This is a genomic window from Agromyces sp. MMS24-K17, assembly GCF_043950245.1.
In the GTDB taxonomy this organism is placed as follows: domain Bacteria; phylum Actinomycetota; class Actinomycetes; order Actinomycetales; family Microbacteriaceae; genus Agromyces.
On sequence record NZ_CP171640.1, the window covers coordinates 481208 to 506086 of the forward strand.

General features: G+C 73.1%; 17 protein-coding genes and 1 tRNA gene. 8 read left to right on the forward strand and 10 right to left on the reverse strand.

Annotation, left to right across the window (positions count from 1 at the left end; genetic code table 11):
• Positions 1 to 203: 203 nt before the first annotated feature.
• From pstS to ACGGZK_RS02105, 6 genes are all read right to left on the reverse strand, one after another.
• Complete coding sequence (gene pstS, locus ACGGZK_RS02080; RefSeq protein WP_395244610.1) at positions 204 to 1769, reverse strand: phosphate ABC transporter substrate-binding protein PstS; 1566 nt, start codon at positions 1767 to 1769, stop codon at positions 204 to 206.
• Entirely contained in the window at positions 1766 to 3082 is a 1317-nt protein-coding gene (gene pstA, locus ACGGZK_RS02085; protein WP_395244611.1) for a phosphate ABC transporter permease PstA, read from the reverse strand. The genes pstS and pstA overlap by 4 nt, the downstream gene beginning before the upstream one ends.
• Positions 3082 to 4134 carry a phosphate ABC transporter permease subunit PstC gene (gene pstC, locus ACGGZK_RS02090; protein WP_395244612.1) on the reverse strand — a complete coding sequence of 351 codons (1053 nt, stop codon included), beginning with the start codon at positions 4132 to 4134 and terminating at the stop codon, positions 3082 to 3084. Before pstC ends, pstA begins: the two co-directional genes overlap by 1 nt.
• 205 nt (positions 4135 to 4339) lie before the next feature.
• Positions 4340 to 5005 (reverse strand): hypothetical protein, encoded by a 666-nt coding sequence (locus ACGGZK_RS02095; RefSeq protein ID WP_395244613.1) that lies wholly within the window; start codon positions 5003 to 5005, stop codon positions 4340 to 4342.
• A gap of 193 nt (positions 5006 to 5198) precedes the next feature.
• Positions 5199 to 7013 (reverse strand): PASTA domain-containing protein, encoded by a 1815-nt coding sequence (locus ACGGZK_RS02100; protein WP_395244614.1) that lies wholly within the window; start codon positions 7011 to 7013, stop codon positions 5199 to 5201.
• Complete coding sequence (locus ACGGZK_RS02105) at positions 7010 to 7951, reverse strand: lytic murein transglycosylase (RefSeq protein ID WP_395244615.1); 942 nt, start codon at positions 7949 to 7951, stop codon at positions 7010 to 7012. Before ACGGZK_RS02105 ends, ACGGZK_RS02100 begins: the two co-directional genes overlap by 4 nt.
• 198 nt (positions 7952 to 8149) lie before the next feature.
• Here ACGGZK_RS02105 and hutU point away from each other — a divergent pair, with 198 nt between their 5' ends.
• On the forward strand, positions 8150 to 9913 hold the full coding sequence (hutU, locus tag ACGGZK_RS02110; RefSeq protein ID WP_395244616.1) for a urocanate hydratase: 1764 nt from the start codon (positions 8150 to 8152) through the stop codon (positions 9911 to 9913).
• A 123-nt stretch (positions 9914 to 10036) separates the two neighbouring features.
• Positions 10037 to 11290 (forward strand): imidazolonepropionase, encoded by a 1254-nt coding sequence (hutI, locus tag ACGGZK_RS02115; RefSeq protein WP_395244617.1) that lies wholly within the window; start codon positions 10037 to 10039, stop codon positions 11288 to 11290.
• A gap of 4 nt (positions 11291 to 11294) precedes the next feature.
• Here hutI and ACGGZK_RS02120 read toward each other — a convergent pair whose 3' ends face one another.
• Both ACGGZK_RS02120 and ACGGZK_RS02125 read right to left on the reverse strand, forming a co-directional pair.
• Complete coding sequence (locus ACGGZK_RS02120; RefSeq protein ID WP_395244618.1) at positions 11295 to 12296, reverse strand: arginase family protein; 1002 nt, start codon at positions 12294 to 12296, stop codon at positions 11295 to 11297.
• Positions 12297 to 12465: 169 nt separating this feature from the next.
• Positions 12466 to 12540 (reverse strand) — tRNA-Gly (locus tag ACGGZK_RS02125).
• Between the two features lie 163 nt (positions 12541 to 12703).
• Between ACGGZK_RS02125 and ACGGZK_RS02130 the strand changes: the two genes are divergently transcribed.
• A complete protein-coding gene (locus ACGGZK_RS02130; protein WP_395244619.1) occupies positions 12704 to 13105 on the forward strand; it encodes a RidA family protein in 402 nt (133 codons plus the stop codon).
• Positions 13106 to 13132: 27 nt separating this feature from the next.
• Here ACGGZK_RS02130 and ACGGZK_RS02135 read toward each other — a convergent pair whose 3' ends face one another.
• On the reverse strand, positions 13133 to 16405 hold the full coding sequence (locus ACGGZK_RS02135) for a hypothetical protein (RefSeq protein WP_395244620.1): 3273 nt from the start codon (positions 16403 to 16405) through the stop codon (positions 13133 to 13135).
• A 243-nt stretch (positions 16406 to 16648) separates the two neighbouring features.
• Between ACGGZK_RS02135 and ACGGZK_RS02140 the strand changes: the two genes are divergently transcribed.
• The 5 genes from ACGGZK_RS02140 to ACGGZK_RS02160 all read left to right on the forward strand — a co-directional run bounded on the left by ACGGZK_RS02140 (position 16649) and on the right by ACGGZK_RS02160 (position 23254).
• Positions 16649 to 18817 carry a glycoside hydrolase family 36 protein gene (locus tag ACGGZK_RS02140; RefSeq protein WP_395244621.1) on the forward strand — a complete coding sequence of 723 codons (2169 nt, stop codon included), beginning with the start codon at positions 16649 to 16651 and terminating at the stop codon, positions 18815 to 18817.
• Positions 18818 to 18851: 34 nt separating this feature from the next.
• Complete coding sequence (locus ACGGZK_RS02145; RefSeq protein WP_395244622.1) at positions 18852 to 20171, forward strand: ABC transporter substrate-binding protein; 1320 nt, start codon at positions 18852 to 18854, stop codon at positions 20169 to 20171.
• 79 nt (positions 20172 to 20250) lie between these two features.
• The gene (locus tag ACGGZK_RS02150) at positions 20251 to 21189 is read left to right on the forward strand and encodes a carbohydrate ABC transporter permease (protein ID WP_395244623.1); all 939 of its coding nucleotides are present in this window, start codon (positions 20251 to 20253) and stop codon (positions 21187 to 21189) included.
• Complete coding sequence (locus ACGGZK_RS02155; RefSeq protein ID WP_395244624.1) at positions 21186 to 22136, forward strand: carbohydrate ABC transporter permease; 951 nt, start codon at positions 21186 to 21188, stop codon at positions 22134 to 22136. The genes ACGGZK_RS02150 and ACGGZK_RS02155 overlap by 4 nt, the downstream gene beginning before the upstream one ends.
• 32 nt (positions 22137 to 22168) lie before the next feature.
• A complete protein-coding gene (locus tag ACGGZK_RS02160; protein WP_395244625.1) occupies positions 22169 to 23254 on the forward strand; it encodes a LacI family DNA-binding transcriptional regulator in 1086 nt (361 codons plus the stop codon).
• Positions 23255 to 23415: 161 nt separating this feature from the next.
• On the opposite strand, the gene ACGGZK_RS02165 is transcribed toward ACGGZK_RS02160, so the two are convergent.
• Positions 23416 to 24354, reverse strand: coding sequence for a helix-turn-helix transcriptional regulator (locus tag ACGGZK_RS02165; RefSeq protein ID WP_395244626.1), 939 nt, complete (start codon positions 24352 to 24354; stop codon positions 23416 to 23418).
• Between the last annotated feature and the right edge of the window lie 525 nt (positions 24355 to 24879).

The following is a 24879-nucleotide window of genomic DNA, read 5'->3' on the forward strand; positions in this document are numbered from 1 at the left end:
GGATGAACGGTTGCTCAACGACGCCGTGTCGGTGCATGTCCGAATCCACACACGCTGAAATACCCGGTCATCTGCCATATCGCGGGCGCGACGAGGGTCGGCTCGGCGCGCCTGCTCGGGTGCGGGCGCGGCGGGTTCGGACCGGAGTGGACGGGCCGGCGTGGACGGGGCCGGGGCCGCTTGGTCGGGGGGACGCCGCCCGGTCAGGACGGGCCCGCGCCGCCCCCGCGTCGGAGCCGCCTGGAGAACAGCGGCGGCAGGGCGATCGCCACCAGGAGCATGCCTGCGGCGACCGTCATGAGCAGCTGCGGCGTGCCCCACCCGGTGTCGGCCAGGGTGAACGGCGACGACACGGCGCTGCCGGCGACCGTCGACCCCGAGATCAGGTTGCCGTTGGCGTCGTACATCGCCTCGCCGTCGGCCGTCGCCGCTGCCGCGGTCCCCGCACCCGCTGCGGCGGCGTCGCCGCCCGTGCCCGCGGCGGAGCCGCCGCCGCCCGAGCCCGTCACGGGCGTCTCCTCGAGCGCACCCGCGGTGCCGGTGACGCACTGATCGGGGCCCTGCTTGTCGCACGCGGCCGGCTGGGGCGCGTTCTTCGCGAGCTGGTTGTCGGACTCGCTCTCCCCCGGCTTGAAGGTCGGGTTGTTGCACGCGTTCAGGTCGATGCCGGCAGCGTTCGCGCCGGGGATGCGCTTGACGACCTCGGAGCCGGCACGGACGAGGTTCATCGGCAGGGGCGAGTAGCCGAGCGCGCCGGCCTGCTGCTGTCCCTCGCAGAGGAAGTACGTCGCGAACGCGCCGAGGGTCGCGCCCTTCGCGGTCGTGAAGATGCCGGCGACCTCGGTCGGCACGATCATGTACGAGTAGCTGGAGAGCGGGTAGGTGCGCGGGTCGCCGTTGTTGTAGACGCCGTCGAGGTTCTGCGACAGGTCGGGGTTGATCGCCGCGCCCATGAGCGCCACCGCCACCGACTGGTAGGTCGGCTCGATGTAGTAGCCGGCGTTGTTCAGCACCTTCGCGACGGGGAAGCCCGACTTCAGGGCGTACGAGTACTCGACGTACGTGATCGCGCCCTCGCCGTAGTCCTGGCTGACGTAGCCGGCGACGCCGAGCGAGCCGTTCTGGGCCTTGCCGTTGGCGGGGACCGGGAACTGGCTGCGCATCCCGGCCGACCATGCCGACGGGAACTGCTTGCTCATCCACAGCGAGAACTGTGCGGACGTGCCCGAGCCGTCGGAGCGCACGACCGGCACGATCGACTTGTCGGGCATCGCCAAGCCGGGGTTGTCGGCCTGGATCGCGGGGTCGTTCCACTTCGAGATCGCCCCGGTGAAGATCTTCGTGATCACCTCGCCCGACAAGCGCAGGTTCGTCACGCGCTTGCCGTTGATCTTGAGGTTGTACATGAACGACGTGCCACCGGCGACGATCGGCATGTAGGCGTACCCGTGCGTGGGCACCTCGGGCGGCGAGTTGTCCTCGGGCTGCGCCTGGAACGGGATCTCCGACACGGCGAAGTCGACCGTGCCCTGGATGAAGTCGCGGCGACCGGCCGACGAGCCCGTACCCGAGTAGTTGATCGTCATGCCGTAGTTCGCGGCGACGTTCTTGCGCCACTGGTCGAGCGCGTTCTGCGACCAGGTCGAGCCGGTGCCCGAGATCGGCACGTAGCTCTCGGCGTGTGCGGCCTCGACCGGGCGACCCACCCCGAGCGCGAGGACGACGACGGCGAGCGCGGCGGCGCCCAGACGGTGCAGGCGGCGGCTCACGACGGGTTCTCCTCGGGGGGCGGGGCGTGGTCAGGGGCGACGATCGGGGATGCCGCGACGGCGGCCTGCTCGATGCGCTCGAGGTCGGCGCGCGAGCGCTCGCGCGCCCGGCGCTGCTGGCGCGGTCCGAGCACGCCGGGCGGCCTGCCGCCGAGCACGCGGGCCACGATGAAGAGGATGAGCACGAGTGCGATGAGCGTCGCCGCCGTGCCGAACCCGCGCATGATCATCGTCGGCTCGGGCGACTTCACGAAGTCGAACACCTGGAGCGGGAGCGAGATCATCGGCCCCTCGAACGGGTTGACGTTCATCACCGCCGTCACGCCCGAGGTGAGCAGCACGGGCGAGGTCTCCCCGATGCCGCGGGCCGTTCCGAGGATCACGGCCGTCACGAGTCCTGAGCGCGCGGTGGGCAGCACGACGTGCCAGACCGTCCGCCACCGGCTCGTGCCGAGCGCGTACGACGCCTCTCGGAGGTTGTTCGCGACCAGGCGCAGCACGACGTCGGACGCCCGGATGATGATCGGCAGCATCATCACGCTGATCGCGAGCGACGCGGCGAAGCCGGAGCGCTGGTGCGTGATCAGCGTGATGATCGCCGAGTAGACGAAGAGGCCCGCCACGATCGACGGCAGTGCCGTCATCGCATCGGAGATGGTGCGCACGAACCGCGCGAACCTCCCGCCCACCTCGTTCATGAACACGGCCGTCGCGATGCCGAGCGGGATCGTGATGGCGAGCGCGATCGAGATCTGGATGAGCGTGCCGACGATCGCGTGGGCGATGCCGCCGACGTCGAGCGGGTCGAGCGGGCCGGCGTACTTCATCGTCTCGATGAAGAAGTTCGGATGGACGAGGGCGGGCAGCCCGCGCACGACCGTGTACACGAGCACGAAGATCAGCGCCCCGAGCAGGATCACGCCCGCGCTCACGAACAGGCTCGTCACGATGCGGTCGGTCACCTGGAGCCGGTTGCCGCGGCGGGACACCAGGAACGCGTAGACGGCGAGGAAGGCGAGGAACGCCACCACGACCCATCCGACGAACCCGGTCATCGGAGTCAGCCAGCCGAAGAGGAGCGCGGCGATCGCGATGCCTGCCGCGAGCGCGCCGACCAGGTTGAACGTGTCGTCGACCGTGGCCGACCGCACGTCGCGTCGCGGACCGACCTCGCCGGTCGCCTCGCCCGGGGTGTTCGTGCAACCCACCCGCTCGAACGTCGTCGGGGCGGCCTCGAACGCCTCGGTCAGGTCGCTCGCGGGAGGCGCCTGCGTCTGGTGCGCTTCCGGCGCCTGGGGCGCTTCGATGCTCATCATGCCTCGCTCTGGGCACCCGACCGGCTGCGCGCGACGATCGACGATGCGGTGAAGTTGATGACCAGGGTGATGAGGAACAGCACGAGTCCGGCGGCCATGAGCGCCGAGAGCCCGAACTGGCTGGCCTCGCCGTAGCGCAGCGCGATGAGGGCCGAGATCGAGTTCGACCCGGTCTTCAGCACCTGCCAGTTGATCGTGAAGATCGGCGAGATGATCATGTACACCGCGATCGTCTCGCCGAGGGCCCGCCCGAGTCCGAGCATCGTGCCGCCGATGACGCCGCCGCGGCCGAACGGCAGCACGACGGTGCGGATCATCCCCCAGCGCGTCGAGCCCAGCGCGAGCGCCCCCTCGCGCTCGCCGACCGGGGCCTGCGAGAACGCCTCGCGCATGACCGAGGTCTGCGTCGGCACCACCATGAGCGCGACGACGATGCCCGCGATGAACGCCGACGACGTGTACGCGCTCGCATCGGTGAGGCGGTTCCCGTCGGCGTCGGTGACGGCGAAGAACGGGATCCAGCCGAAGTACGTCGAGATCCACTGGGCGACGGGGATGACGTTCGCCTGGAGGAAGAAGACGCCCCAGAGGCCGAAGACCACGCTCGGGATCGCGGCCATCAGGTCGACGAGCGAGACCAGCGCCGACTTCACGCGGCCGGGGGCGACCTCGGAGATGAGCAGGGAGGTGCCGAGCGCGAGCGGCACGGAGACGCTCATCGCGATGAGCGCGATCGACACCGTGCCGAAGAGCACCGCCGCGATGCCGAACTCGCCGGTCTCGGGCGACCACGCCTGCTCGGTGAGGAACGAGAACCCGGCGACCGACAGCGCGTCGCCGGCTCGGAGGGAGAGGAACACGCCGACGGCGAGCATGATCGCGACGGTCGTGCCGCCTGCCGAGTAGCTCACCAGGCGGAACGCGGCGTCGGCCCGCGAGGGCCGCGAGGTGAGCGACCGCGCCTCCTGCGGATGCATCGCCTCGGGGTCGGGGCGGCCAGGGAGCACGGTCGTCTCGCCGGCCTGCGAGCGCTCGGGGGCGCCGCTCACCGGGCGACCGCCGGGCACGACGACTGGACCATCGGATTCCTCGGGATGTGGCTTCGGCGGGGGACGCGACCGGATTCGGCGCCGATCGCAGACGACACGATCCGTGGCCGACGTGAACACGCGATGTCGGGTGCGGCAACGAGGGCTGGATCCGGTGTGGCGAGTGCGACCGCACGGCCGGCCCGGCGAGCGGACGCCGACGCGTTCACCATGCGAGCGAGTCGTCCCGCGCGCCCGCGCGGCGGACGAACCGCCCCGAGGGCGCGCTGCGGTCCGCCTCCGACGCGATCCGGGCGCCGGGGAGCGCGGCGATCGCGCGGGCGGCGGATTCCGCGCTGGTGGAGGTCGACGGGTACCAGCGACCCGAGGTCATCACGGCCACGCCCTGGTGGGCCGCGAACCAGGCGATCGTTCCGCTCGACGGTCCGGTCACGAGCGAGACGACGAGGTCGGACGCGTCGTGCTGGAGGCGGCGGACGTGGCGGGATGCGCCGTCGTAGCTGTCGTACAGCAGGAAGCCGCGGGCGAGCTCGCGGTTGTTCGTCGCGAGGAGGCGCCAGCAGCCCGAGGCGCCGGCGACCGCACCGGCGGCGGCACCGGCGACCGCGGTGGCGACGGCGACGCGTTCCGACGGCCCGTTCGGGCGGTCCACCCGCGCGGCCGCGGCCTCGGCTTCGGGTCGCGTCGGGCCGGCGTCTCCGAGCGAGTCGCGGAAGTGCGCCCAGGCGCGCCGCATCGGGTCGTCGGCCGACCGGAACACGGTGAAGGCCACCCTGGCGCCGGCGACGGGACCCGGGGCATCCGTCGCGGCCTCGGTGGCGAACGGGTCGGTCGGGTCGGCCGGGGCGGCGACCTCGGGGGTGGCGTGCATGGGGCTCCCGCACGGTGCGGTCGGGCCGCCGACGGCCACGATCGGGGCGATCGTGCGTGCGGCGGGGATTCGCCGTCATGATCCGGTCGGTTGGTGAGCACCAGGCCCTCCGGACGTGAAGAACACCTGTCCGGAAGGTGAGGAGACGGTGCTCACCCCCCGAACGCGGGCCATTCCGGAGGTCGGACGCGTATCATCCGGGGCCGCGCGACGGCGGCGGGCCCGACGGCGTCGGCGTCGGGGTGGGGGTCGGCGTGGCCCGCGGCGGCGTCTCGGCCTCGAGCAGCGTGACGGTCGTGCCGAGCGCCAGCTGCGCATCCGTCGCCGGCTCGGTGCCGACGATGGCGCCGCCCGCCACCCCGGCGACCTGGCGGCTGCCGATCGCGACGGTGAACCCGGCGCGCTGCAGCGCGGCGAGCGCCTCGCCGCGGCCGAGGCCCGTGACGGACGGGACGCGGTTGAAGCCCGAGGCGATCGTGAGGGCCACCGCGGCGCCGCGACGGAGGGGCTCGCCGGCCGACGGCGTCGAGGCGAGCACCGTGTCGCCGGGGCGCTCCGAGTCGACGACCGTGTAGGTCCCCGCCTCGAGGCCCGCGTCGGCCAGTGCCCGGAGCGCCTCGTCGAGGGTCCCGGCGACCACGTCGGGCACGGGCACCTGCGGTACCGGCGCCTCGTCCTCCGCGCCCGGCGTCGCGGTCGGCTCGGGTTCGGCCGACGCGACGACCTGCGGCACCGGGGCCGACGGCGTCGGCTCGGATCCGGGGACGTCCACGGCCGGCGCGTTCGCCGCGAGGGCGAGGGTGGTCGCAACGGCTCCGGCGAGCGCGAGTCCGACGATCCAGCCCGCGACCGGCCGCCGCACCCGGGTCGCGGGCGGCCGGGAGCGCCCGCCGGCTCCCGAGCCCGTGGCGCCCGCCGCACCCGCCGTGCCCGGCGCGCGGCGTACCGGTCGCGCCTGCACCACGGTCGCCTGCGTCGACGGCGCGGTCGCCTCGACACGGGTGCTGCCGAGCACGCGCGTCGGGGCATCCGGCCGCGGCCTGATCAGGTCGGTCGCGACCCGGGAGGCGGCGAGGCCGCCGGATGCCTCGGCCGGCCGCCGCCCGCCGTCCGCCTCGACCGACTCGGCCGCCTCGGCGACCGCGGCGCGCATCTCGGCGGCGGAGCCGAACCGGTCGGCGGGATCCTTCAGGAGCGCCCGCACCACGATGCGGTCGACCCGTCGCGGGATGCGCGAGTCCAGGACGGAGGGCACGGGCGGCGGCGCGACCAGGTGGGCGCGCATCGTCTCCGCGGGGGTCGCCCGGGCGAAGGGCGGATGCCCCGTGAGCGCGAAGTACCCGACCGCACCCGCCTGGTAGAGGTCGCCGCGCTCGTCGACCGCCTCGCCGCGGACCTGCTCGGGCGACATGGAGTTCACGTTGCCGATGACGCCGGCCCGCCCGCCGCCGGGCGCCGCCTCGCTGCGGAGCACGTCGGTGCCGAGCGCCGCACGGCCGGCCGCGTCCGCCAGGCCGAAGTCGAGCAGTCGCACCCCGTCGACGGTGATCCGGCCCGACGCATCGGGCGCGACCATCACGTTCGCGGGCGAGACGTCGCGATGCACGAGCCCGATCGCGTGCGCGGCCGCCAGGGCGCGCAGCACGCCGTCGAGCACGGCGAGCGATTCCGCCACGTCGAGCTGGCCGTGCCGCTCGACGTGCTCCGCGAGGCTCTGGCCCGGCGCGAGCTCGAACGCGATCCACGCCATGGGCGGGTCGGCGTCATGCGTCCCGACGCCGAGCACGCCGGCGAGGTTCGGATGCCGCAGCGGCTCGGCCCGGCGGGCCTCCTCGAAGAACGCCTCGCGTACCGCGGCCCGCTCGGACAGGTGCGGGTGCAGCAGCTTCAGGGCGACGGATGCCCCGGACTCCGTGTCGACCGCGGCGAACACCGAGGCCGAGCCACCGGTGCCGAGGAGCTCGCCGAGTCGGAACCGTGCCGAGATGAGGCCGTCGGACCCGGTCATCCGCGACCGAGCGCGGCGTACTCGTTCGCCGTGGCCGCCACGGCATCGACGTACGACTCGACGTGGTTGTACGAGAACACGGCGGTGCGCCAGGCGGCGGGGTCGGTGAGGTCGCCGGAGGCGCAGAGATACCGCGCGGCGGCGAGCGACGCGTCGTCGATCTGCTGGGGATCGACGACGCCGTCCGCGTCGCCGTCGGCGCCCCACCGCTGCCACGTCGAGGGGATGAACTGGAGCGGGCCCACCGCGCGGTCGGTCGCGGCCGTGCCATCGAGAGAACCCCCGTCGGTGTCGTCGATGCGCGCGAAGGCGGTGCCGTCGAGGTCGGGCCCGAAGATCGCCGGCCGCGGGATGCCGTCGTCGCCGAGGACCGCGCCGTCGTGCGTGCCGTGGCCGGACTTGATGTTCCCGAGCGCGGCGAGGGTCGTCCAGCCGATCCCGCACGACGGCGCCTCGGCGGCCATCGCGAGCTCGGCGCCGGCGTACGCGAGCAGCGCGCGCAGCGGCACGCCCGTCCGCGCCGACCGGTCGCGCGCCCACGCCTCGTCGACGAGGGCCGCGGTTCCCGCCGGCGCGGTCCCGCCCCGCAGGTCCGCCGGCGCGGGCGCTCCCGGTCCGGAATCGGGCGACCCGGCGGAGGCGGGCGCATCGGGCGCGGGGAGGGTCGTGTCGGTGCCGGCGACGCTCCACGTCGGCACCTGCCCCGCGACGGCGGCGGCTCCGCCCTCGCGTTCCGCGTTCGCGAGCATGCCGCCGAAGATCCATGCGCCGAGCCCGACGAAGGCGAGCACCGCGGCGGTCGAGAGCCATCCGGTGGCGGACGACGCCCGCCCGGTGGCGGACGACGCCCGTCCGGTGGCGGATCCGGCCCGTCGGCGGCCGTCGCCGGAGGGCGCGTCGGGGTCGGCCGTTCCGGTCACGAGGTCCTCTGCGGTCAAGGCAGCCCGGGCTGCCGCTCGCGAGGATGATCCGCGCGCCGGGTTGCGGCGAGAGGCCGACTGCGCGAGCGGCGGCTGTCCGGCGGGTGAACGGACCGTTCCGAACCTCGCCGCGGGCACCGCCGTGCGTCCGGGATCCCGGACGGGCAGCCCTCGGCGCCCGTTGTCGCGCGGTCGGCCGTGCGATGGGATCGAGGCATGATCGAGGCATCCGACGCCCCCGCCCGCACCGCCGACGCGCCCGCGGGCGCGGACGCATCCGGCACCGCGCACACCGCGCACGCCCCGCGCACCGTCCGGGCCGCGCGCGGCACCGAGCGCACCGCGAAGAGCTGGCAGACCGAGGCGCCGCTGCGGATGCTGATGAACAACCTCGACCCCGAGGTCGCCGAGCGCCCCGACGACCTCGTGGTCTACGGAGGCACCGGGCGCGCGGCGCGCAGCTGGGAGGCGTACGACGCGATCGTGCGCACCCTGCGCGACCTCGAGGACGACGAGACCCTGCTCGTGCAGTCGGGCAAGCCCGTCGGCGTGTTCCGCACGCACGCCTGGGCACCGCGCGTGCTCATCGCGAACTCCAACCTCGTCGGCGACTGGGCGACGTGGCCCGAGTTCCGCCGGCTCGAGGCGCTCGGGCTCACGATGTACGGCCAGATGACCGCGGGGTCATGGATCTACATCGGCACGCAGGGCATCCTGCAGGGCACCTACGAGACGTTCGGCGCCGTCGGCCGCTCGCTCGGCCGCGCCGACGGCAGCCTCGCCGGCACCCTCACGCTGACGGGCGGATGCGGCGGCATGGGCGGCGCGCAGCCGCTCGCGGTGACGCTCAACGGCGGCGCCGTGCTCGTCGTCGACGTCGACGAGTCGCGCCTCGCCCGCCGCGTCGCGCACGGCTACCTGGATGAGTACACGACCGACCTCGACGAGGCCGTCGCGCGCGCGATGGCCGCCCGGGCGGCCGGCGAGGCCCGCTCGATCGGGGTCGTCGGCAACGCCGCCGTCGTCTTCCCCGACCTGCTGCTGCGGCACCAGGCGGGCGACGTCGCGATCGACATCGTCACCGACCAGACGAGCGCGCACGACCCGCTCACGTACCTGCCGGTCGGCATCGCGTTCGAGGACTGGCACGACGAGGCATCCCGCGACCCCGAGGGCTTCACCGAGCGCGCACGCGGCAGCATGGCGAAGCAGGTCGCGGCGATGGTGGGCTTCCAGGACGCCGGCGCCGCCGTCTTCGACTACGGCAACTCGATCCGCCGCGAGGCCGAGCTCGGCGGGTTCTCGCGGGCGTTCGACTTCCCCGGGTTCGTCCCGGCGTACATCCGCCCGCAGTTCGCGGAGGGCCGCGGGCCGTTCCGCTGGGTGGCGCTGTCGGGCGACCCCGAGGACATCCGGAGGACCGACCGCGCGATCATGGAGCTCTTCCCCGAGAACGCGGGGCTCGTGCGCTGGCTCGAGAAGGCCGGCGACGCCGTGCACTTCGAGGGCCTGCCCGCCCGCATCTGCTGGCTCGGCTACCAGGAGCGGCACCTCGCCGGCCTGAGGTTCAACGAGATGGTCGCCTCGGGCGAGCTCTCGGCGCCCATCGTGATCGGCCGCGACCACCTCGACTCCGGCTCGGTCGCCTCGCCCTACCGCGAGACCGAGGCGATGGCCGACGGCTCCGACGCCATCGCCGACTGGCCGCTGCTGAACGCGCTGTTGAACACGGCGTCGGGCGCGACCTGGGTGTCGATCCACCACGGCGGCGGCGTCGGCATCGGACGGTCCATCCACGCGGGCCAGGTGATCGTCGCCGACGGCACGGAGCTGGCCGCCGAGAAGATCGCGCGCGTGCTCGTGAACGACCCCGGCACGGGCGTGATGCGGCACGTGGACGCGGGGTACGAGCGCGCCGTCGAGGTCGCGCGCGAGCGCGGGCTGCGCGTGCCCATGCTCGAGACGGATGCGCAGGGCTGACGGATGCCCCGCCCGCCCGCCTCGCCCTCCGAGACGCCCGCCCCGCGAGTGTCCGGTTCCGGTCGATCGGTACCCGACGAGGTGACCGGAACTGGACACTCGCGAGGTGGCTCGCGGGTGTTGGTGACGAACATCGGGGAGCTCGTCACCAACGAGCCGACGACGCCGGGCGCCGAACCCGGACCGCTCGGCATCGTACGGGATGCGGCGGTGCTCGTGGAGGACGGGCGGGTCGCGTGGGTAGGGCCGGCGGCCTCGGTGGTCGAGGCCTCGGTGGTCGAGGCCTCGGTGGTTGAGCCTGTCGAAACCACCCACCGCCCGCCCGTGGTTTCGACCGGCTCAACCACCGTCGTCGACGCCCACGGCGACGCCGTGCTCCCCGGCTGGGTCGACTCCCACACGCACCTCGTGTTCGCGGGCGACCGGGCCGCCGAGTTCGCCGCCCGCATGGCCGGGCGGCGCTACGAGGCGGGCGGCATCCGCTCGACCGTGGCGGCGACGCGCGCCGCGACCGACGACGAGCTACGACACCGGCTCAGGGGGTTCGTCGACGAGCTGCACGCGCAGGGCACCACCACGTTCGAGGTGAAGAGCGGCTACGGCCTCTCCGTCGCCGACGAGGAACGGCTCGTACGCCTCGCGCGCGAGGTCACCGACGAGGTCACCTTCCTCGGCGCGCACGTGCCGCCGGCCGAGTACGCCGACCGGCCCGACGCCTACCTCGACCTGGTCGTCGGCGAGATGCTCGACGCGTGCGCTCCGCACGCCCGCTGGATCGACGTCTTCTGCGAACGCGGCGCCTTCACGCCCGAGCAGTCGCGGCGCGTGCTCGAGGCGGGTCGCGCCGCGGGGCTCGGCCTGCGCGTGCACGCGAACCAGCTCGGCCCGGGCGAGGGCGTGCGCCTCGCGGTCGAGCTCGGCGCCGCCGCGGTCGACCACTGCACCTACCTCGCCGATGCGGACATCGCCGAGCTCGCGGCATCCGACACCGTGGCGACCCTGCTGCCCGGCGTCGAGTTCTCGACCCGCCAGCCGTGGCCCGAGGCGCGGCGACTCCTCGACGCGGGCGCGACCGTCGCGCTCGCGAGCGACTGCAACCCCGGCTCGAGCTTCACGAGCTCGATGGCGTTCTGCGTCGCCCTCGCCGTACGCGACCTCGGGATGACGCCCGCCGAGGCGATCTGGGCCGCGACCGCGGGCGGCGCCCGCGCGCTGCGGCGCACCGACGTCGGCCGCATCGCGCCGGGTGCCCGCGCCGACCTGCAGCTGCTCCGCGCCCCGTCGCACGTGCACGTCGCCTACCGCCCGGGCGTGCCGCTCGTGCGCGCGGTGTGGAAGGACGGCGTGCGGGTGTCACCGCCATCGCCGATCGAGTAGGCCGCTACCCGACCACCGAGCCCGATCGCCGCGCGACCCCCGCCGCGAACTCGAGCACGCACAAGGCCGCGAGCCGCACCGTCCGCTCGTCCGGGGCATCCGCCGTCGCGTCGATCTCGACCAGGTCGACCGACCGCACCGCGGGGTGCGCACCCGCCGCCCGCGCCGCCGCGCGGAGCTCCCACGCCGCCAGCCCGCCGGGCACGCTCGCGGGGCACGCCGGCACGACCGACCGGTCGCACACGTCGACGTCGAGGTCGACGTGCACCGGCCCGCCCGCCGCGCCCGCGACGGCGAACGCCTCGGCCATGACGTCGTCGATCGGGCGCCGATGCAGCTCGTCGCGGTGCACGACGGTGATGCCCAGGTCGCGCGCCCGGCGCGCGTACTCGGCGGAGTTCGCGAAGTCGGCGATGCCGACCTGCACGATCCGGCTCGGGTCGAGGCCCGCCTCGACGAGCCGTCGCACGGGCGACCCGTTCGAGCGTCCGTCGCGGAGGTCGTAGTGGGCGTCGAGCGTGACGAGCCCGGCGCGCGCGCGGTCGTCGCCGAACGCGGCGAGCGCGACGGGCACGGTCGCGGAGTTGTCGCCGCCGAGCGCGACCAGCGTGCGGCTGCGCGCGAGGGCGTCGGATGCCGCAGCGCGCGTCCGGGCCTCGCCGGCCTCGCCGTCGGGTTCGTCGACGTCGCCGGCGTCGGCGAACCCGAGCACCTCGGCCAGGTCGACGATCGACGACGCCTCGGACGACGCGTCCGCGCGCCCCGACCGGTCGGGCATGAGTGCCGGGCTGTAGCGCCGGAGCGCCCGGCGGATCGCCGGGGGCGTCGCGTGCGCGCCGGTCGGCGAGAGCGAGGTTCGCCAGGTCGGCACGCCGAGCAGCGTGACGTCGAGCCGCCCGTCGCCCCCGCGCGTCGCCCGCGCGTCGCGGGCGTCGAGCGCCTCGGCGGGCGTCGGCCAGTCGCCGGCTCGCGGCCAGCGCGGATCGTCGGGCAGTCGGTCGGCCATGCGGCTCACGGTAGCAACGGGGGCCACGAGAGCGGATGCCTCCCGCTCCGCGGGCATCCGGGATCCCGGACGGGGCCGGCTCGGGCATCCGCAGCCGGCCTCCGCGCGTGCTCCGGGAACTGCTCCGGGAACGACGAAGGGGCGCCCCCTTCGGCGCACCCCTTCGATCTGGAGCGGATGACGAGATTCGAACTCGCGACCCTCACCTTGGCAAGGTGATGCGCTACCACTGCGCCACATCCGCATTCGCCGGGCGACCTGTTCGGACCGATCCGGCTCATCGATTCTACCCCAGCGACGGACGACTCGCTCACGGCCCGGCGCGTCGCGCCCGCTGGGCCGCGTTCCGCTCGGCCGCGTCCGCGCGACCGGCCGGGCGTGTCGGTGGCCCGTGCGAGCCTCGCGGTATGGACACGATCACGCGCCTCCGTCCCGACGGCCTGGTCCGCAGCCCGGCCTTCAGTCACGTCGCCGTCGTGCCGCCCGGCGCGACGACGATCTACGTCGGCGGCCAGGACGCCGTCGACGCCGAGGGCCGCCTCGTCGGCGAGGGCGACGTCGCCGCGCAGGCGGTGCGCGCCCTCGCGAACGCGAAGACCGCGCTGGCGGCGGCCGGCGCGACCCTCGACGACGTCGTGCAGTGGACGGTGCTCATCGCCGCCGGGGCCGACCTCGGAGCCGCCTACGGCGCCATCGCGGCGGAGCTCGCCTCCGACGAGCCGCCGCTGGTGACGGCCGCGCTGGTCGCCGGGCTCGGCGTGCCCGGCGCGCTCGTGGAGATCGCCGCGGTCGCGGCCGTCGTGCGCTGACGACGACCGCGACCACGGCGACCCGGCCTACTTGACCTTCACGGTCAGCGGCTTGCTGACCGTCACCCCGGCCGCGTTCCGGAACTCGACCGTGTAGACGTGCGAGCCCTTCGCCTGGCCGGTGAGCGTCACGGTCGCGCGCTGCGCGCCGGGCGTCGCCGCGACGAGCGACCCCTCGCCGATCACCGTGTCGCCCTCGAGGAACCGGTACGACGTCGCGTTCGTGCCCCACCACAGGTTCGCGGTGAGGGTGTAGGCCCCGTCGCCGTCGTGGTTGTCGTGCGAGAGCGCCGGCTGCGCCGGGCTCGCCTGGATCACGTCGACCACGAGCGCCTTCGTGCGGGTCTCCCCCTTCGAGTTGACCAGCACGCCGACGTACTCGTAGGTGCCGTTCACACGACCTGCCACGTCCACCGTCGCCGACTGCGCCTGCGGCGTGGCCGGCGTCAGCGGGGTCGACGCGATGCGGGTGCCGTTCTCGTACAGGTCGAACCGGGCCGCGTTCTCGCCCCACCACAGGTTCATGGTGATGCGGTAGTCGCCGTCCTTCAGCCCGGTGTCCCAGCCGTTGTCCGACGACAGCACGGCCTTCGCGGGTGCTGTCGTCGCGCCGTCGTCGGGCGTCTCGGGCTCCTCGGGTGCGGTCGACACGGTCTCGACGTCGCCGATCACGCGCGGCGCGATCACGATGCGGTCGATGTTCGGCGCATACGCGGTCGGGTTGCCGAGCCGCAACGGCGCGTCGGCCGTCGCGAGCTGCACCGGGATGGTGCGCTCCCAGAAGCTGTTCCACGAGTACGTGTACCGGAAGTACGCGTGCCCGACGGCCTGGCCCGCCTCGGTGACCTCCAGCCGCCGGTCGACGACCTGCGGGTTGTAGTCGTGCTGGCCGCTGGTCTCGGCGTTGGCGTAGTGCACGGTGAGGTCGTACGCGCCCGGGCGGTCGAAGCCCGCCGCACGGTCGATCTCGATCGCGTTGTCCGCGCCGTTGCCGATCCAGCCGACGAACGCGCCGCCCGACGCGTTGGTGCCGGTGCTCGCAGCGAGGGTGGTGACCGCCGCGGCACCGAAGCGCCGTGCCTGCTCGCCCTCGACGGAGACCTCCGCAGTGTCGGCCGCGCGGGCGCGCACGGTGGTCAGCTGCGAGACCACCGCGCCGTCCGGCGCGGTCAGCTCGAGCTCGTTCACGCCCTCGACGAGGTGGACGCGCGCGGTCGAGCGCCACTCGCCGGCCGCGTCGGCGGATGCCCCGACGAGCGCGTCGCCGTTGACCGCGAGGTCGACCCGGCTGGCGCCTTCCGACGCCCAGTCGATCACGACGTCGTAGTAGCCGGTCTCCATCGCGTTCGCGTAGAGGTCGGCGCGGCCGTCGCCGGCCAGGCGGGCACCGCCGGCGAAGCGCTCGGACGCCCAGTCGAGCGTCGCATCGCCGACGAGGCGGAAGCCCGAGGCCGGGTACGCGGTGGGCTCGCCCTCGCCGACCGAGGTCAGCGAGACCTTGTCGAGGGTGATGTCGGAGTTCGGCAGCACGGTCGTGCCGTCGGCGCTCGCACGGATCGACAGCACGTGCTGGCCGGCGGGCAGGTCGACGAGCAGCTCGGCGCTGCCGCGGTACTGCCAGCGGCTGGTCGCGTTCAGGGCGAGGTCGGCGGTGTACTGGATGGTCCCGGCCGACGCGCCGTCGACGAACAGCGCGTGCCGTCCGGGCACGCCCGGGGCGCCGCCGATCACCTGCAGCCGGTACGTGCCGTCGTGCGGCACCTCGACCGTCCACTCGGCCTTCGAGGTCGCGCGGTTGAACGAGCCGACGTCGCGTCCTCCGGAGGCGAGGAACTTCCAGCCGCCACCGGCCTTCGGGTCCTGGGTGTAGACCTGTGCGGCGGTGAGCTGCATGGCCTCGGCCTCGATCGACGCGGTCCACGGCTGGGCGGCCTGCGCCTCCGCGACGCTGCGCGACTGCGCGGGGGTGATGACGAGCTGGTAGCCGGCGTACCGGTCGTAGGTCGGCACGGCGAGCTCCAGCGTGCCGCCCGAGAGCGCGGCGCCGTCGATCGCGGCGACCACGCGCGGGGTGTCGACGAGTCCCTCGGGCCCGGCGAGGGCGACCTCGCGCACCTCGACGTCGACCGCGTCGCCGAACACGTCGGCGTCGAGCCCGCTGAGGTCGAGGGTGACGTCCTGGTCGGTGCCGCCCCAGAGCACGGTGGCGCGACGGTTCGCCTCGTCGATCGCGCCGATGCCCTGCAGGGTGTCGACCGAGTTCAGTGCCGGCGGCGTGACCGCGACGGTCTCGCTGCCCTCGAGGTCGCCGTACCACTTGAACATCCACCATCCGGCGTTGGCGCCGTTCGGGCGGGCGCTGTTGTCGGAGAGGTTGCCGGCGTAGTTCCAGTACGCGGTCTGCGCGTCGACCTTGGTGTCCTCGAACATCGCGAACCACTGGATGAGCTGGCCGGGCACGCCCATGTCGCGGAGCATCCCGTACTCGGTGATGTTCACGGGGATGGGGTCGAGCCCGAGCGACTGCTCGAGCGCCCGGTAGTCGGCGAAGTGCCCGCGGTAGGTCGCGAGGTTGTCGATGCCGAGCTCGTGCCAGATGAAGATGTCGGGCAGCGACCCGTGCTCCTTGGCGAAGGCGAGGATGTCGGCGCTGCGCTCGGGCTGCCAGCGGGTGTCGCCGGGGCCGCCGATGCGCGCATGGCCGAGGCCGTGGCGGGCCCAGACCTCCTGGATCTTCTCGTAGCTCGCCTGCCAGTCGGCGAGGAACTGCTCGCGCTGGGTGCCCCAGTTCGGGTACCAGTTGCCGCCGTCGGGCTCGTTGAACGGGATGAAGACGTAGTCCTCGGGGCGCGACGAGTCGGTCGCGACGGCCTCGGCGACGAACTCGACGACCTCGAGGTAGTCCCACACGCCGTTCGCGGCGTTCGTGTAGGTGCCGTTCGACAGGTCGTAGGTGCGGGTGTCGCCGGGGCGGCGACCGCCGTTGTACGCCCAGTCGGGGTAGTAGTCCTGCACGTATATGTACATGTCCTCGCCGTGCTTGTCGAAGAACCCGCCTTCGACCTTCACGGCGTCGCCGGACGGATGCTGCGTGCCGTACGGCGCCTTCTGCGAGGTGTTCGTGACGTGCGCGCCGTTGATGACCGCCTGCGTCGGCGCCCCCTCGTCGCCGAACCCGTACAGCGTGCCGGATGCGCCGCCGCGGAACTCGCCCGTGCGCTCGGCGAAGTCGACGACGAGCCGGTCGTTCTCGACCGCCGACGCCGGCGGGGCCGTCAGGCCCGTGATCACGAGTGCCATCGCGGTCGCCACGGCTGCACTCCCCCATCTTGTCCCCATCGGGATTCTCCCTCTCCATCGAGTCGGGTGCTTCGGCTCACCACGGGTCACGAACCTAGCCGGTCCTGATAACGGTTTCAAGAAGTTTGATAGCGATTTCAAGATCGACTTGATAGCGGTTTCAGAATCGGCTAGCGTCCTCGCTTGAAACCGCTATCAAGCACCGCGACCCCAGGTCGCGCATCCACGACGACGAGGAGCGACGTGACCGGACACCTGCCATGGGGCGACCAGGACCTCACCTGGACGTTCGAATGGGACGCCGAGACGCCCGTGCACCTCGCGGCCGTCCGGCTCGGTGATCGGGAGCACCGCGTGCACCGCGTGCCCCTCGTCGAGGTCCTCACCGCCGACCACGGCCACGTGCCCGCGTCCGACCGCCTCGCCCACACCGAGCTCGGCTCGATGCTGCGCTACGCCGGCCACGACGAGGCCGACGACCGGCTCGTGATCCGCCAGGAGGCCGAGGGCGTGCGCGCCGAGCTCGAGCTCGAGCGCCTCGGCGCCGCCCGCGCACTCCGGGCCCGCGTCACCGTGACGAACACCGGCGACGACGAGCCCCTGGTGCTCCGCGCGGTGACCACCTGGTCGGCCGGCTTCACCGCCCGCAACGGCGACCGCGGCCCGCGCGCCGCCGCTCCCGACCACCACGGCGACTGGGCCCGCATCTCGGGTCGCAGCGACTGGCTCGGCGAGGGCCGCTGGACCCGCACCCCGCTGCGCGGTCCCGACTTCCCACGGCTCGCCGAGCACCTCACCGGCCACGACCCGCGCAGCGCCTTCGCCGTCACGTCCGACGGCACCTGGTCGACCGGCGGCGACCTGCCGGTCGCGGCCGTCGCGTCCGAGGCATCCGCCCTCGCCCTCGCCTGGCAGGTCGAGCACAACGGGGCGTGGCGCTGGGAGGTCGCGGAGGACACCGACGGCGGCTACGTCGCGCTCTCCGGCCCGACCGAGGCGGATGCCTCGTGGACGCGCGTGCTCGCCCCCGGCGAGTCGTTCGACACGGTCCCGGCGACGATCGCCGCGGGCGCCGACGTCGAGGCGGCCGTCGCCGCGCTCACCGACTTCCGCCGCGCCGCCCGGCGCGCGCACCCCGACAACGCCGCCATGCCGGTCGTCTTCAACGACTACATGAACACCCTCGACGGCGACCCGACCACCGAGAAGCTGCTGCCGCTCATCGCGGCCGCGGCCGCGGCCGGCGCCGAGGTCTTCTGCATCGACGCCGGCTGGTACGACGATTCGGGCCACTGGTGGGACACCGTCGGCGAGTGGCTGCCGTCGACCACCCGCTTCCCCAGCGGGCTCGGCGAGGTCATCGACGCGATCCGCGACGCCGGCATGGTGCCCGGCCTCTGGCTCGAGCCCGAGGTGATCGGCGTGCGCAGCCCGATCGCCGACGAGCTGCCGCTCGGGGCGTTCCTGCTGCGGCACGGCCGCCGCATCGTCGAGCACCACCGGTACCACCTCGACCTCCGCCACCCGGCCGCGATCGCGCACCTCGACGCCGTGGTCGACCGGCTCGTCGCCGACTTCGGCATCGGGTTCTTCAAGTTCGACTACAACATCAACCCGGGCACCGGCACCGACCACGACGCCGACAGCACCGGCGACGGCCTGCTCGCGCACAACCGGGCGCACCTCGCGTGGCTCGACCGCCTGCTCGACCGGCACCCGGGCCTCGTCATCGAGAACTGCTCGTCGGGCGCGATGCGCATGGACTTCGCGATCATGTCGCGCCTGCAGATGCAGTCGACCTCCGACCAGCAGGACTTCACGAAGTACCCGCCCATCGCCGCGGCCGCCCCGTTCTCGCTCCTGCCCGAGCAGGCGGCGAGCTGGGCGTACCCGCAGCCCGACATGGACGACGAGGAGATCGCGTTCTGCCTCGTGACCGGCCTCCTCGGCCGCTTCTACGTGTCGGGGTACCTCAACCGCATGACGCCCGGGCAGCTCGCCCAGGTGTCCGAGGCGGTCGCGGTCGCGAAGGGCCTGCGGGCCGAGATCACGGCGGGGCATCCGACCTGGCCGCTCGGCCTGCCCGGCTGGACCGACCCGTGGGTCGCGCTCGGCCTCCGCGGCGAGCGCGGCGACCTCGTGTCGGTCTGGCGTCGCCCCGGCACAGACGGGCACGGCACGGATGCCCCCGGCTCCGCCGAGCTGCGCCTGCCGCACCTCGCCGGCCGCGACCTCGCGGTCGAGACCGTCTTCCCGACCGCCCTCCCGGCCTGGCGCACCGACTGGGACGCCGCCACCGGGACCCTCACCGTGCACGCGGACGACGCCCCCGTCGCCGCGCGTACCCTCCGCCTCGTTCCCGGCGCGCACCGCCCGGTCGGGGCACCTGCATCACCCGACGCGGCCTCCTGACCGCGAAGATCGAACACACAGAAGGAGCAGTTCAATGAAGAAGACCCTCCGAGGCGCGGCCGTCCTGGCCGTCGTCGCCACCCTGGGCCTGGCCGGGTGCTCCGACCCGGGTGCCGGCGGCAGCGGCGACTCCGCCCCCGCGGCCTGGCCGGCGCAGGACGCCGACCTCAGCGGCACCACCCTCACCATCTGGGCCGCCCAGAACTCGAACACGGTGCCCGACAGCGTCGTCGCCGGCTTCGAGGAGCTGACCGGCGCGAAGGTCGACGTCGTGACCATCCCCGACCCGTACGAGCAGAGCGTGCAGACCAAGGTCGCCACCGGCGACAAGCCCGACCTCGCGTTCTGGCAGCCGACCGCGTCGATGCTGACCGCGCTGAACGCGTCGACCAACCTCCAGCCGCTCGACGACGCCCCGTGGCTCGACGCGTACAAGCCCGAGCTGCGCGACATCACCGGCATCCTCGACGACACCCGGTACGCCGCCCTCATCACGACCCCCGCGGTCGAGGGCGTGTACTACAACAAGGAGGTGTTCGCCGCGAACGGCGTCACGGACGTGCCCGCGAACTGGGACGAGTTCGTGCAGCTCGGCCGCGACCTGAAGGCGAAGGGCGTCACCCCGTTCTTCGACTTCGGCGGCGGCATGCCGTGGGCGACGCAGTGGTGGGTGCAGGTGCAGCTCGCCGACGCCGCGAAGGACGGCCTGTGGGACCGCGTCAACGCGAACGAGGAGACCTTCACCGACCCGACCATCCAGGGCGCGATCGACACGTACGACGCGCTCATCCAGGAGGGCCTCTTCAACGAGAACCTGAGGACGGCGACCTTCGAGGACCAGGGCGCGGCGATCCTCGCGGGCGACGCGGCCATGGCGATCCAGGTGAACTCCTTCTTCGGCCAGCTCCAGTCGCTCGCCGACACCGCCGAGCTCGACGAGAAGATCGGGTTCTTCCCGATCTCGCCGAGCGGCAACGTCGGCACGTTCATCCCCGACCAGTCGAACGCCCTCGTCGCCTTCAAGACCGGTGACGCGAAGCGCGAGGCCGCATCCCGCCAGCTCCTCTCCTACTGGCTCGGCGACGGCTACGCCGACTTCGTCGAGGCCCAGTCGACGGTGTCGCTGCAGGCCGGCGTCGACTCGCCGGCCGAGGTGCCGCAGGCGCTCCTCGCGGTCAGCGACTCGCTCGCCGACTCGGTCGGTTCGATGCAGGCCCTCGCGGTCGCGAACCCCGACCTGTACCTCAACCTGGGCGACCTGATCCAGGGCACCATGACCGCGGCCGAGGTCGGCGAGGCCACGCAGGCCCAGTTCGCCGAGCTCGCGAAGGCCATCGGCGCCCCCGGGTTCTGATCCACGTCGCGGGTGCCGCCGAGCCGGCGGCACCCGCGACCTCCCATCCGCCCTGCACCCCCGCGAAAGGCACTGCACCATGACCACCACGCTCGGCCTCTCCAAGGGCGCGGCCAAGGCCCGAGGCATCCGGGAGTACGCCGCGACCCCGCGCGCGAAGCAGGACCACCCGCTGTGGTTCCTCATCCCCGCCCTCGCCGTGCTGGTCGTGTTCTTCGTCGTCCCGACGCTCTTCAACTTCGTCTACGCGTTCACCGACTGGTCGAGCTTCAAGTCGGAGATCGGCTTCGTCGGCTGGGACAACTTCGCGTCGCTGTTCTCCAGCGGCCAGTTGCTCTCGTCGCTCTGGATCACGCTCGTCTACGCCGTGCTCGTCGCGCTCTTCCAGAACCTGTTCGGCCTGATCCTCGCGCTCCTCCTCGAGCGCGACACCATCGTGAACCGGGCCGTCCGCGTCGCGTTCTTCGTGCCCGTCATCATGTCGGCCCTCGCGGTCGGCTACATCTTCCAGGCGATGCTCAAGCCCGAGGGCGCGCTGAACGCGATCCTCGGGTTCGTCACCGGCCAGACCGTCGAGATCGCCTGGCTCGGCAGCACGACCTGGACGATCGTCGTGGTCGCCCTCGTGCACGCGTGGAAGTGGATGGGCCTGTCGATGCTCATCTACCTCGCGGGCCTCAAGACCATCGACGGCGACATCCTCGAGGCGGCGCGCCTCGACGGCGCCGGGTGGTGGACCACGTTCCGCAGCATCCGCTTCCCGCTCCTCGCGCCGGCCGTCACGTTCAACGTCGCGACCGCGCTGCTCGGCTCCATGAACGGCTTCGACATCGTGCAGGCCACGACCGCGGGCGGCCCCGGCGGCACGACGGAGCTGCTGAACATCTTCATCTTCCGCACCTTCGGCCAGGGCCTGTTCGCGCAGGCGACGACCATGAGCCTGGTGCTGTTCCTGCTGGTGGCGGTGCTCGCCTTCCCCGTCATCCGGTTCCTGCGCAAGCGAGAGGACGTCCTGTGAGCGCCACGACCACCGACTCGACCCGGGCCATCGTGACCCGGGGCTCCGACGGACACCCCGGCGCCGGCAGCCGCCGCGACCGGCGCGCGACCGCGCCGCACGGCACGGGCACCGGGCACCGCCACCCGCGTCACCTCCGCCGCTTCATCCAGCCCGTCATCGCGATCGTCACCGCCGCGCTGCTGCTCGGCATCCCCTTCTGGCTCGTCATCGTCACCGCCTCGAAGGACCAGGCCGAGGCGCTGAACCCGAACCTCAGCCTGCCCTCCGAGTGGCGCCTGCTCGACAACTTCGCGACCGTGTTCACCGACGGCAAGATGCTGCCCGCGTTCTTCGGCAGCCTGCTCGTGATGGTGCCCGCCGTGCTGGGCGTGCTCATCCTCGGCTCGATGGCCGCGTGGATCCTCGGCCGCCGCAGCAGCCGGCCGCTCGCGATCGTCTACGCGCTCGCGATCAGCGGCATCGTGCTGCCGCCGGCGGTCGTCACGATCGTGCTGCTGCTGCGCCAGCTCGGCCTCGCCGGCACCCCGATCGGCATGATCTGCGTCTACATGGGCATGTACCTGTCGACGGTGATCTTCTTCGTCACGGGCTTCGTGCGCACCATCCCGCCGGAGCTCGAGGAGGCCGCCCGCGTCGACGGCGCCTCGCCGGTGCGCGTGTTCGTGACGATCATCCTGCCGCTGCTCATGCCGGTGCTCGCGACCGCGACGATCCTCATCTGCCTGTACATCTGGAACGACGTGTTCTACGCGTTGTTCGTGGTGGGCGGCCGGCTCGACACGTTGCCGCTGAACCTGTACCAGGTGGCGAGCGCGGGGCTCTACCTGCAGAACTGGCACCTGATCTTCGCGTACATCATCCTGATGAGCCTGCCGCTGCTCATCACGTTCATCGTCGCGCAGCGCAAGATCATCTCGGGCATCACCAGCGGGGCGGTGAAGTGACTCCGCGCGCCAGTCCGGGCAGGATGGGCATCATGACCCAGCGGACCTCCACGATCGCGGATGTCGCGGCGCGCGCCGGCGTGTCGGTGCCCACGGTCTCGCGGGTGCTCACCGGCGCCGCACGGGTCAGCCCGGCCAAGCGCGAGCTCGTCGAGGCGGCCATCGCGGAGCTCAACTTCCGGCCCAGCGCCGCCGCCCGCACGCTCGCCTCGCGGCGGTCGCAGGTGGTCGCGATCATCGCCGGTGACACGTCGCGCTACGGCTACGCCGAGACGATCCGGGGCGTCGAGGAGTCGGCCCGTGCCGAGGGCTACACGGTCATGATCACCGTCGTCGAGAGCGCCGACGACGACGAGGTCGACCGGGCGATCACCGCGACGCTCACGCAGGCCATCGCCGGCGTCGTCGTGCTGAAGTTCGACCCGCCCGGGGTCGCCGCGCTGAAGCGCCTCCCGCCCGACCTGCCCGTCGTCGCCCTCTCGGGCGTGCGCGACGTCGGCGTGCCGCAGGCGGTGCTCGACGAGACCCGCGCCGCCGAGGAGCTCACCGCGTTCCTGCTGGGCCTCGGCCACCGCACCGTGCACCATGTGCGCATCCCGCCGTCGCGTCGCGAGGACGGCCGCACCACCGGCTGGCGGCGGGCGCTGCGCAAGGCGGATGCCCCGATCCCCGAGCTGCACGACGCCGACTGGCGCCCGCAGAGCGGCCTCGCCATCGGCCGGGAGCTCGCCGCCGACGACTCCGTCACCGCCGTGTTCTGCGGCAACGACGAGATCGCCATGGGCGTCATCCGCGGCCTCGTCGACAGCGGCCTGCGCGTGCCGGAGGACGTCTCGGTGGTCGGCTTCGACGACCACCCGCTCGCCGAGATGTGGTCGCCGCCGCTCACGACCGTCTCGCAGGACTTCGCCGGCATGGGCCGCCGCGGCTTCCAGCTGCTGCTCGACGTGCTCACCGAGACCGGCGACCGGCGCTACTCGTCGGAGCGGCCCACGCTCGTGATCCGGTCGAGCGCGGCGGCGCCGTCGGCGGCGCGCCTGGCGGCCGGGCTGGCGGCGGGCGAGGCGGATGCCTCGGGCGACGCCGTGGCGGACGCGGCGCTGCCCGCCGGCGCCTGAGGCGCCACCGGCACGATCACCCCGAGCGCGGGGCGCGTGAACGGAAGTAGCGCGCACCCGTCGGTGGCGAACTTCGGCCGTCACCGGGCGAGGCCCCGGCGCACCCTGCGTCGGGGCGTTCGTCGTGGCATCCGGCCGGCCGCGCCGCGCCCGTTCTGCGCTCAGCCGACGCCGGGCACGAGCGGCGGTTCACCGTGCGCGCTCCGGTAGGCCGCCACGAAGCGCGGGACGTTCGTGAACCCCCACCGCTGCGCGACCGCCGCGAGCGTGGCGTCGGGGTCGCCGGAACCGAGGTCGACGCGCGCACCGTCGAGCCGGATCCGGCGGAGCACCCGGCTCGGCGACTCGCCGAGTTCCTTCGTGAACGCGCCGTGCAGCCCGCGCGTGGTGATGAACGTCGCGTTCGCGACGTCCGTGACCGTGATCGGGTCGCCCGCGTGGGCGTGCATGTACTCGAGCGCGGCGCGCACGACGGCCGATCCGCGCGACGGCTCGCCGGCCGCGTCGAGCCAGTTCGTCGGGAACGCGTGCAGGAACGCCGTCGCGAGCCGGTGGAAGGTGGCGCGCATGATCATCGGCGAATCGAACGCCTCGGGCGACCCCCGGAGCTCCCTCCGCACGCCCTGCACGATGGAGGACCAGTGGGCGGCGAGCTCGGGTGAGCCGACGCCGATCCCGGTGCGCCGGAGCACGAGGCCGTGGTCACCGGTCGCCGTGCGCGCGATGCGCTCGACGCCGGCCATCGAGAGAATGAGCGAGCTCGACCGACGCGCCTCCCACTCCATCTCGAAGCCGTCGGACGGCGCCAGGAGCGGGCCGCTGGAATCGATCGCGCGGCCCGCATGGCTCACGCGGTAGCCGGGGCCGCCTCCGGTGAGGACCGCCAGCTCGGATGTCCCGCCCGCGCCGGCTCCCGGCGCGTTCCACTCCGTGTCGATGAACGAGAACCCTTCGGCCGTCGTGCTGATCGACCGCATGAGCGGGCCGGAGCCGTCGACGACGTCGCCGCGGAATCGCCGCGCCGGGAACCGTCCGCCGGCCCACCGTTGGACCGCGTCGAGGTCGCGGAACGAGCGGCATTCGCGCTGCAGACAGGACATGAGGGGTGCTCGCCTTCCGTGGACCAACCTTGCACTCTACGCGCGAGGGTCGGCAGCGTCGAATCGGAGGCCCGGTTCCGAACGGAAGGCGACGTCCGCACCCGGGCCGGCAGCACGCACCCGCGCCAGAACGAACGAATCCCCATCTCAGCCGGGAATTCCGGGCCGGGATGGGGATCGATTCGAGATTCGAGAGGGGCTGTTAGAAGGCGCGCCGCATCAGGCCTCCGCGGCCCGCCTTCAGAATCGCATCCCAGATGTCGGAGCGAGGCATCCCAATGACACCGGAATCCCTCCCTGGGCTTGCGTGCACGTTCCTCTTCCGCCACATCCCCGTCGCACGTGGATGGCGCAACAAGGGTGGACCGCCACTGTTTAGCCTGGTCGCTCTCGAGCGTCTGCTCCACCAACGTCTGACGCCAGATCGGCAGGGCGCTAGATGTGATGTCCAGGGACGTTGCTTCGTGAATCGCGTGTGATCTGCTGACGGGCGAAGGCCTCCCGTTGTGAAGTGGAGCTGTCAAG

Excerpts from the sequence above, each read along its gene's own strand:
- ACGGZK_RS02120 (WP_395244618.1), bottom strand. The coding sequence starts at position 12,296 with ATGGCCGACCGACTGCCCGACGATCCGCGCTGGCCGCGAGCCGGCGAC.
- ACGGZK_RS02145 (WP_395244622.1), top strand. The coding sequence starts at position 18,852 with ATGAAGAAGACCCTCCGAGGCGCGGCCGTCCTGGCCGTCGTCGCCACC.
- ACGGZK_RS02160 (WP_395244625.1), top strand. The coding sequence starts at position 22,169 with ATGACCCAGCGGACCTCCACGATCGCGGATGTCGCGGCGCGCGCCGGC.
- ACGGZK_RS02135 (WP_395244620.1), bottom strand. The coding sequence starts at position 16,405 with ATGGCACTCGTGATCACGGGCCTGACGGCCCCGCCGGCGTCGGCGGTC.
- ACGGZK_RS02100 (WP_395244614.1), bottom strand. The coding sequence starts at position 7,013 with ATGACCGGGTCCGACGGCCTCATCTCGGCACGGTTCCGACTCGGCGAG.
- ACGGZK_RS02095 (WP_395244613.1), bottom strand. The coding sequence starts at position 5,005 with ATGCACGCCACCCCCGAGGTCGCCGCCCCGGCCGACCCGACCGACCCG.
- pstA (WP_395244611.1), bottom strand. The coding sequence starts at position 3,082 with ATGAGCATCGAAGCGCCCCAGGCGCCGGAAGCGCACCAGACGCAGGCG.
- ACGGZK_RS02150 (WP_395244623.1), top strand. The coding sequence starts at position 20,251 with ATGACCACCACGCTCGGCCTCTCCAAGGGCGCGGCCAAGGCCCGAGGC.
- ACGGZK_RS02130 (WP_395244619.1), top strand. The coding sequence starts at position 12,704 with ATGGACACGATCACGCGCCTCCGTCCCGACGGCCTGGTCCGCAGCCCG.
- ACGGZK_RS02165 (WP_395244626.1), bottom strand. The coding sequence starts at position 24,354 with ATGTCCTGTCTGCAGCGCGAATGCCGCTCGTTCCGCGACCTCGACGCG.
- hutU (WP_395244616.1), top strand. The coding sequence starts at position 8,150 with ATGATCGAGGCATCCGACGCCCCCGCCCGCACCGCCGACGCGCCCGCG.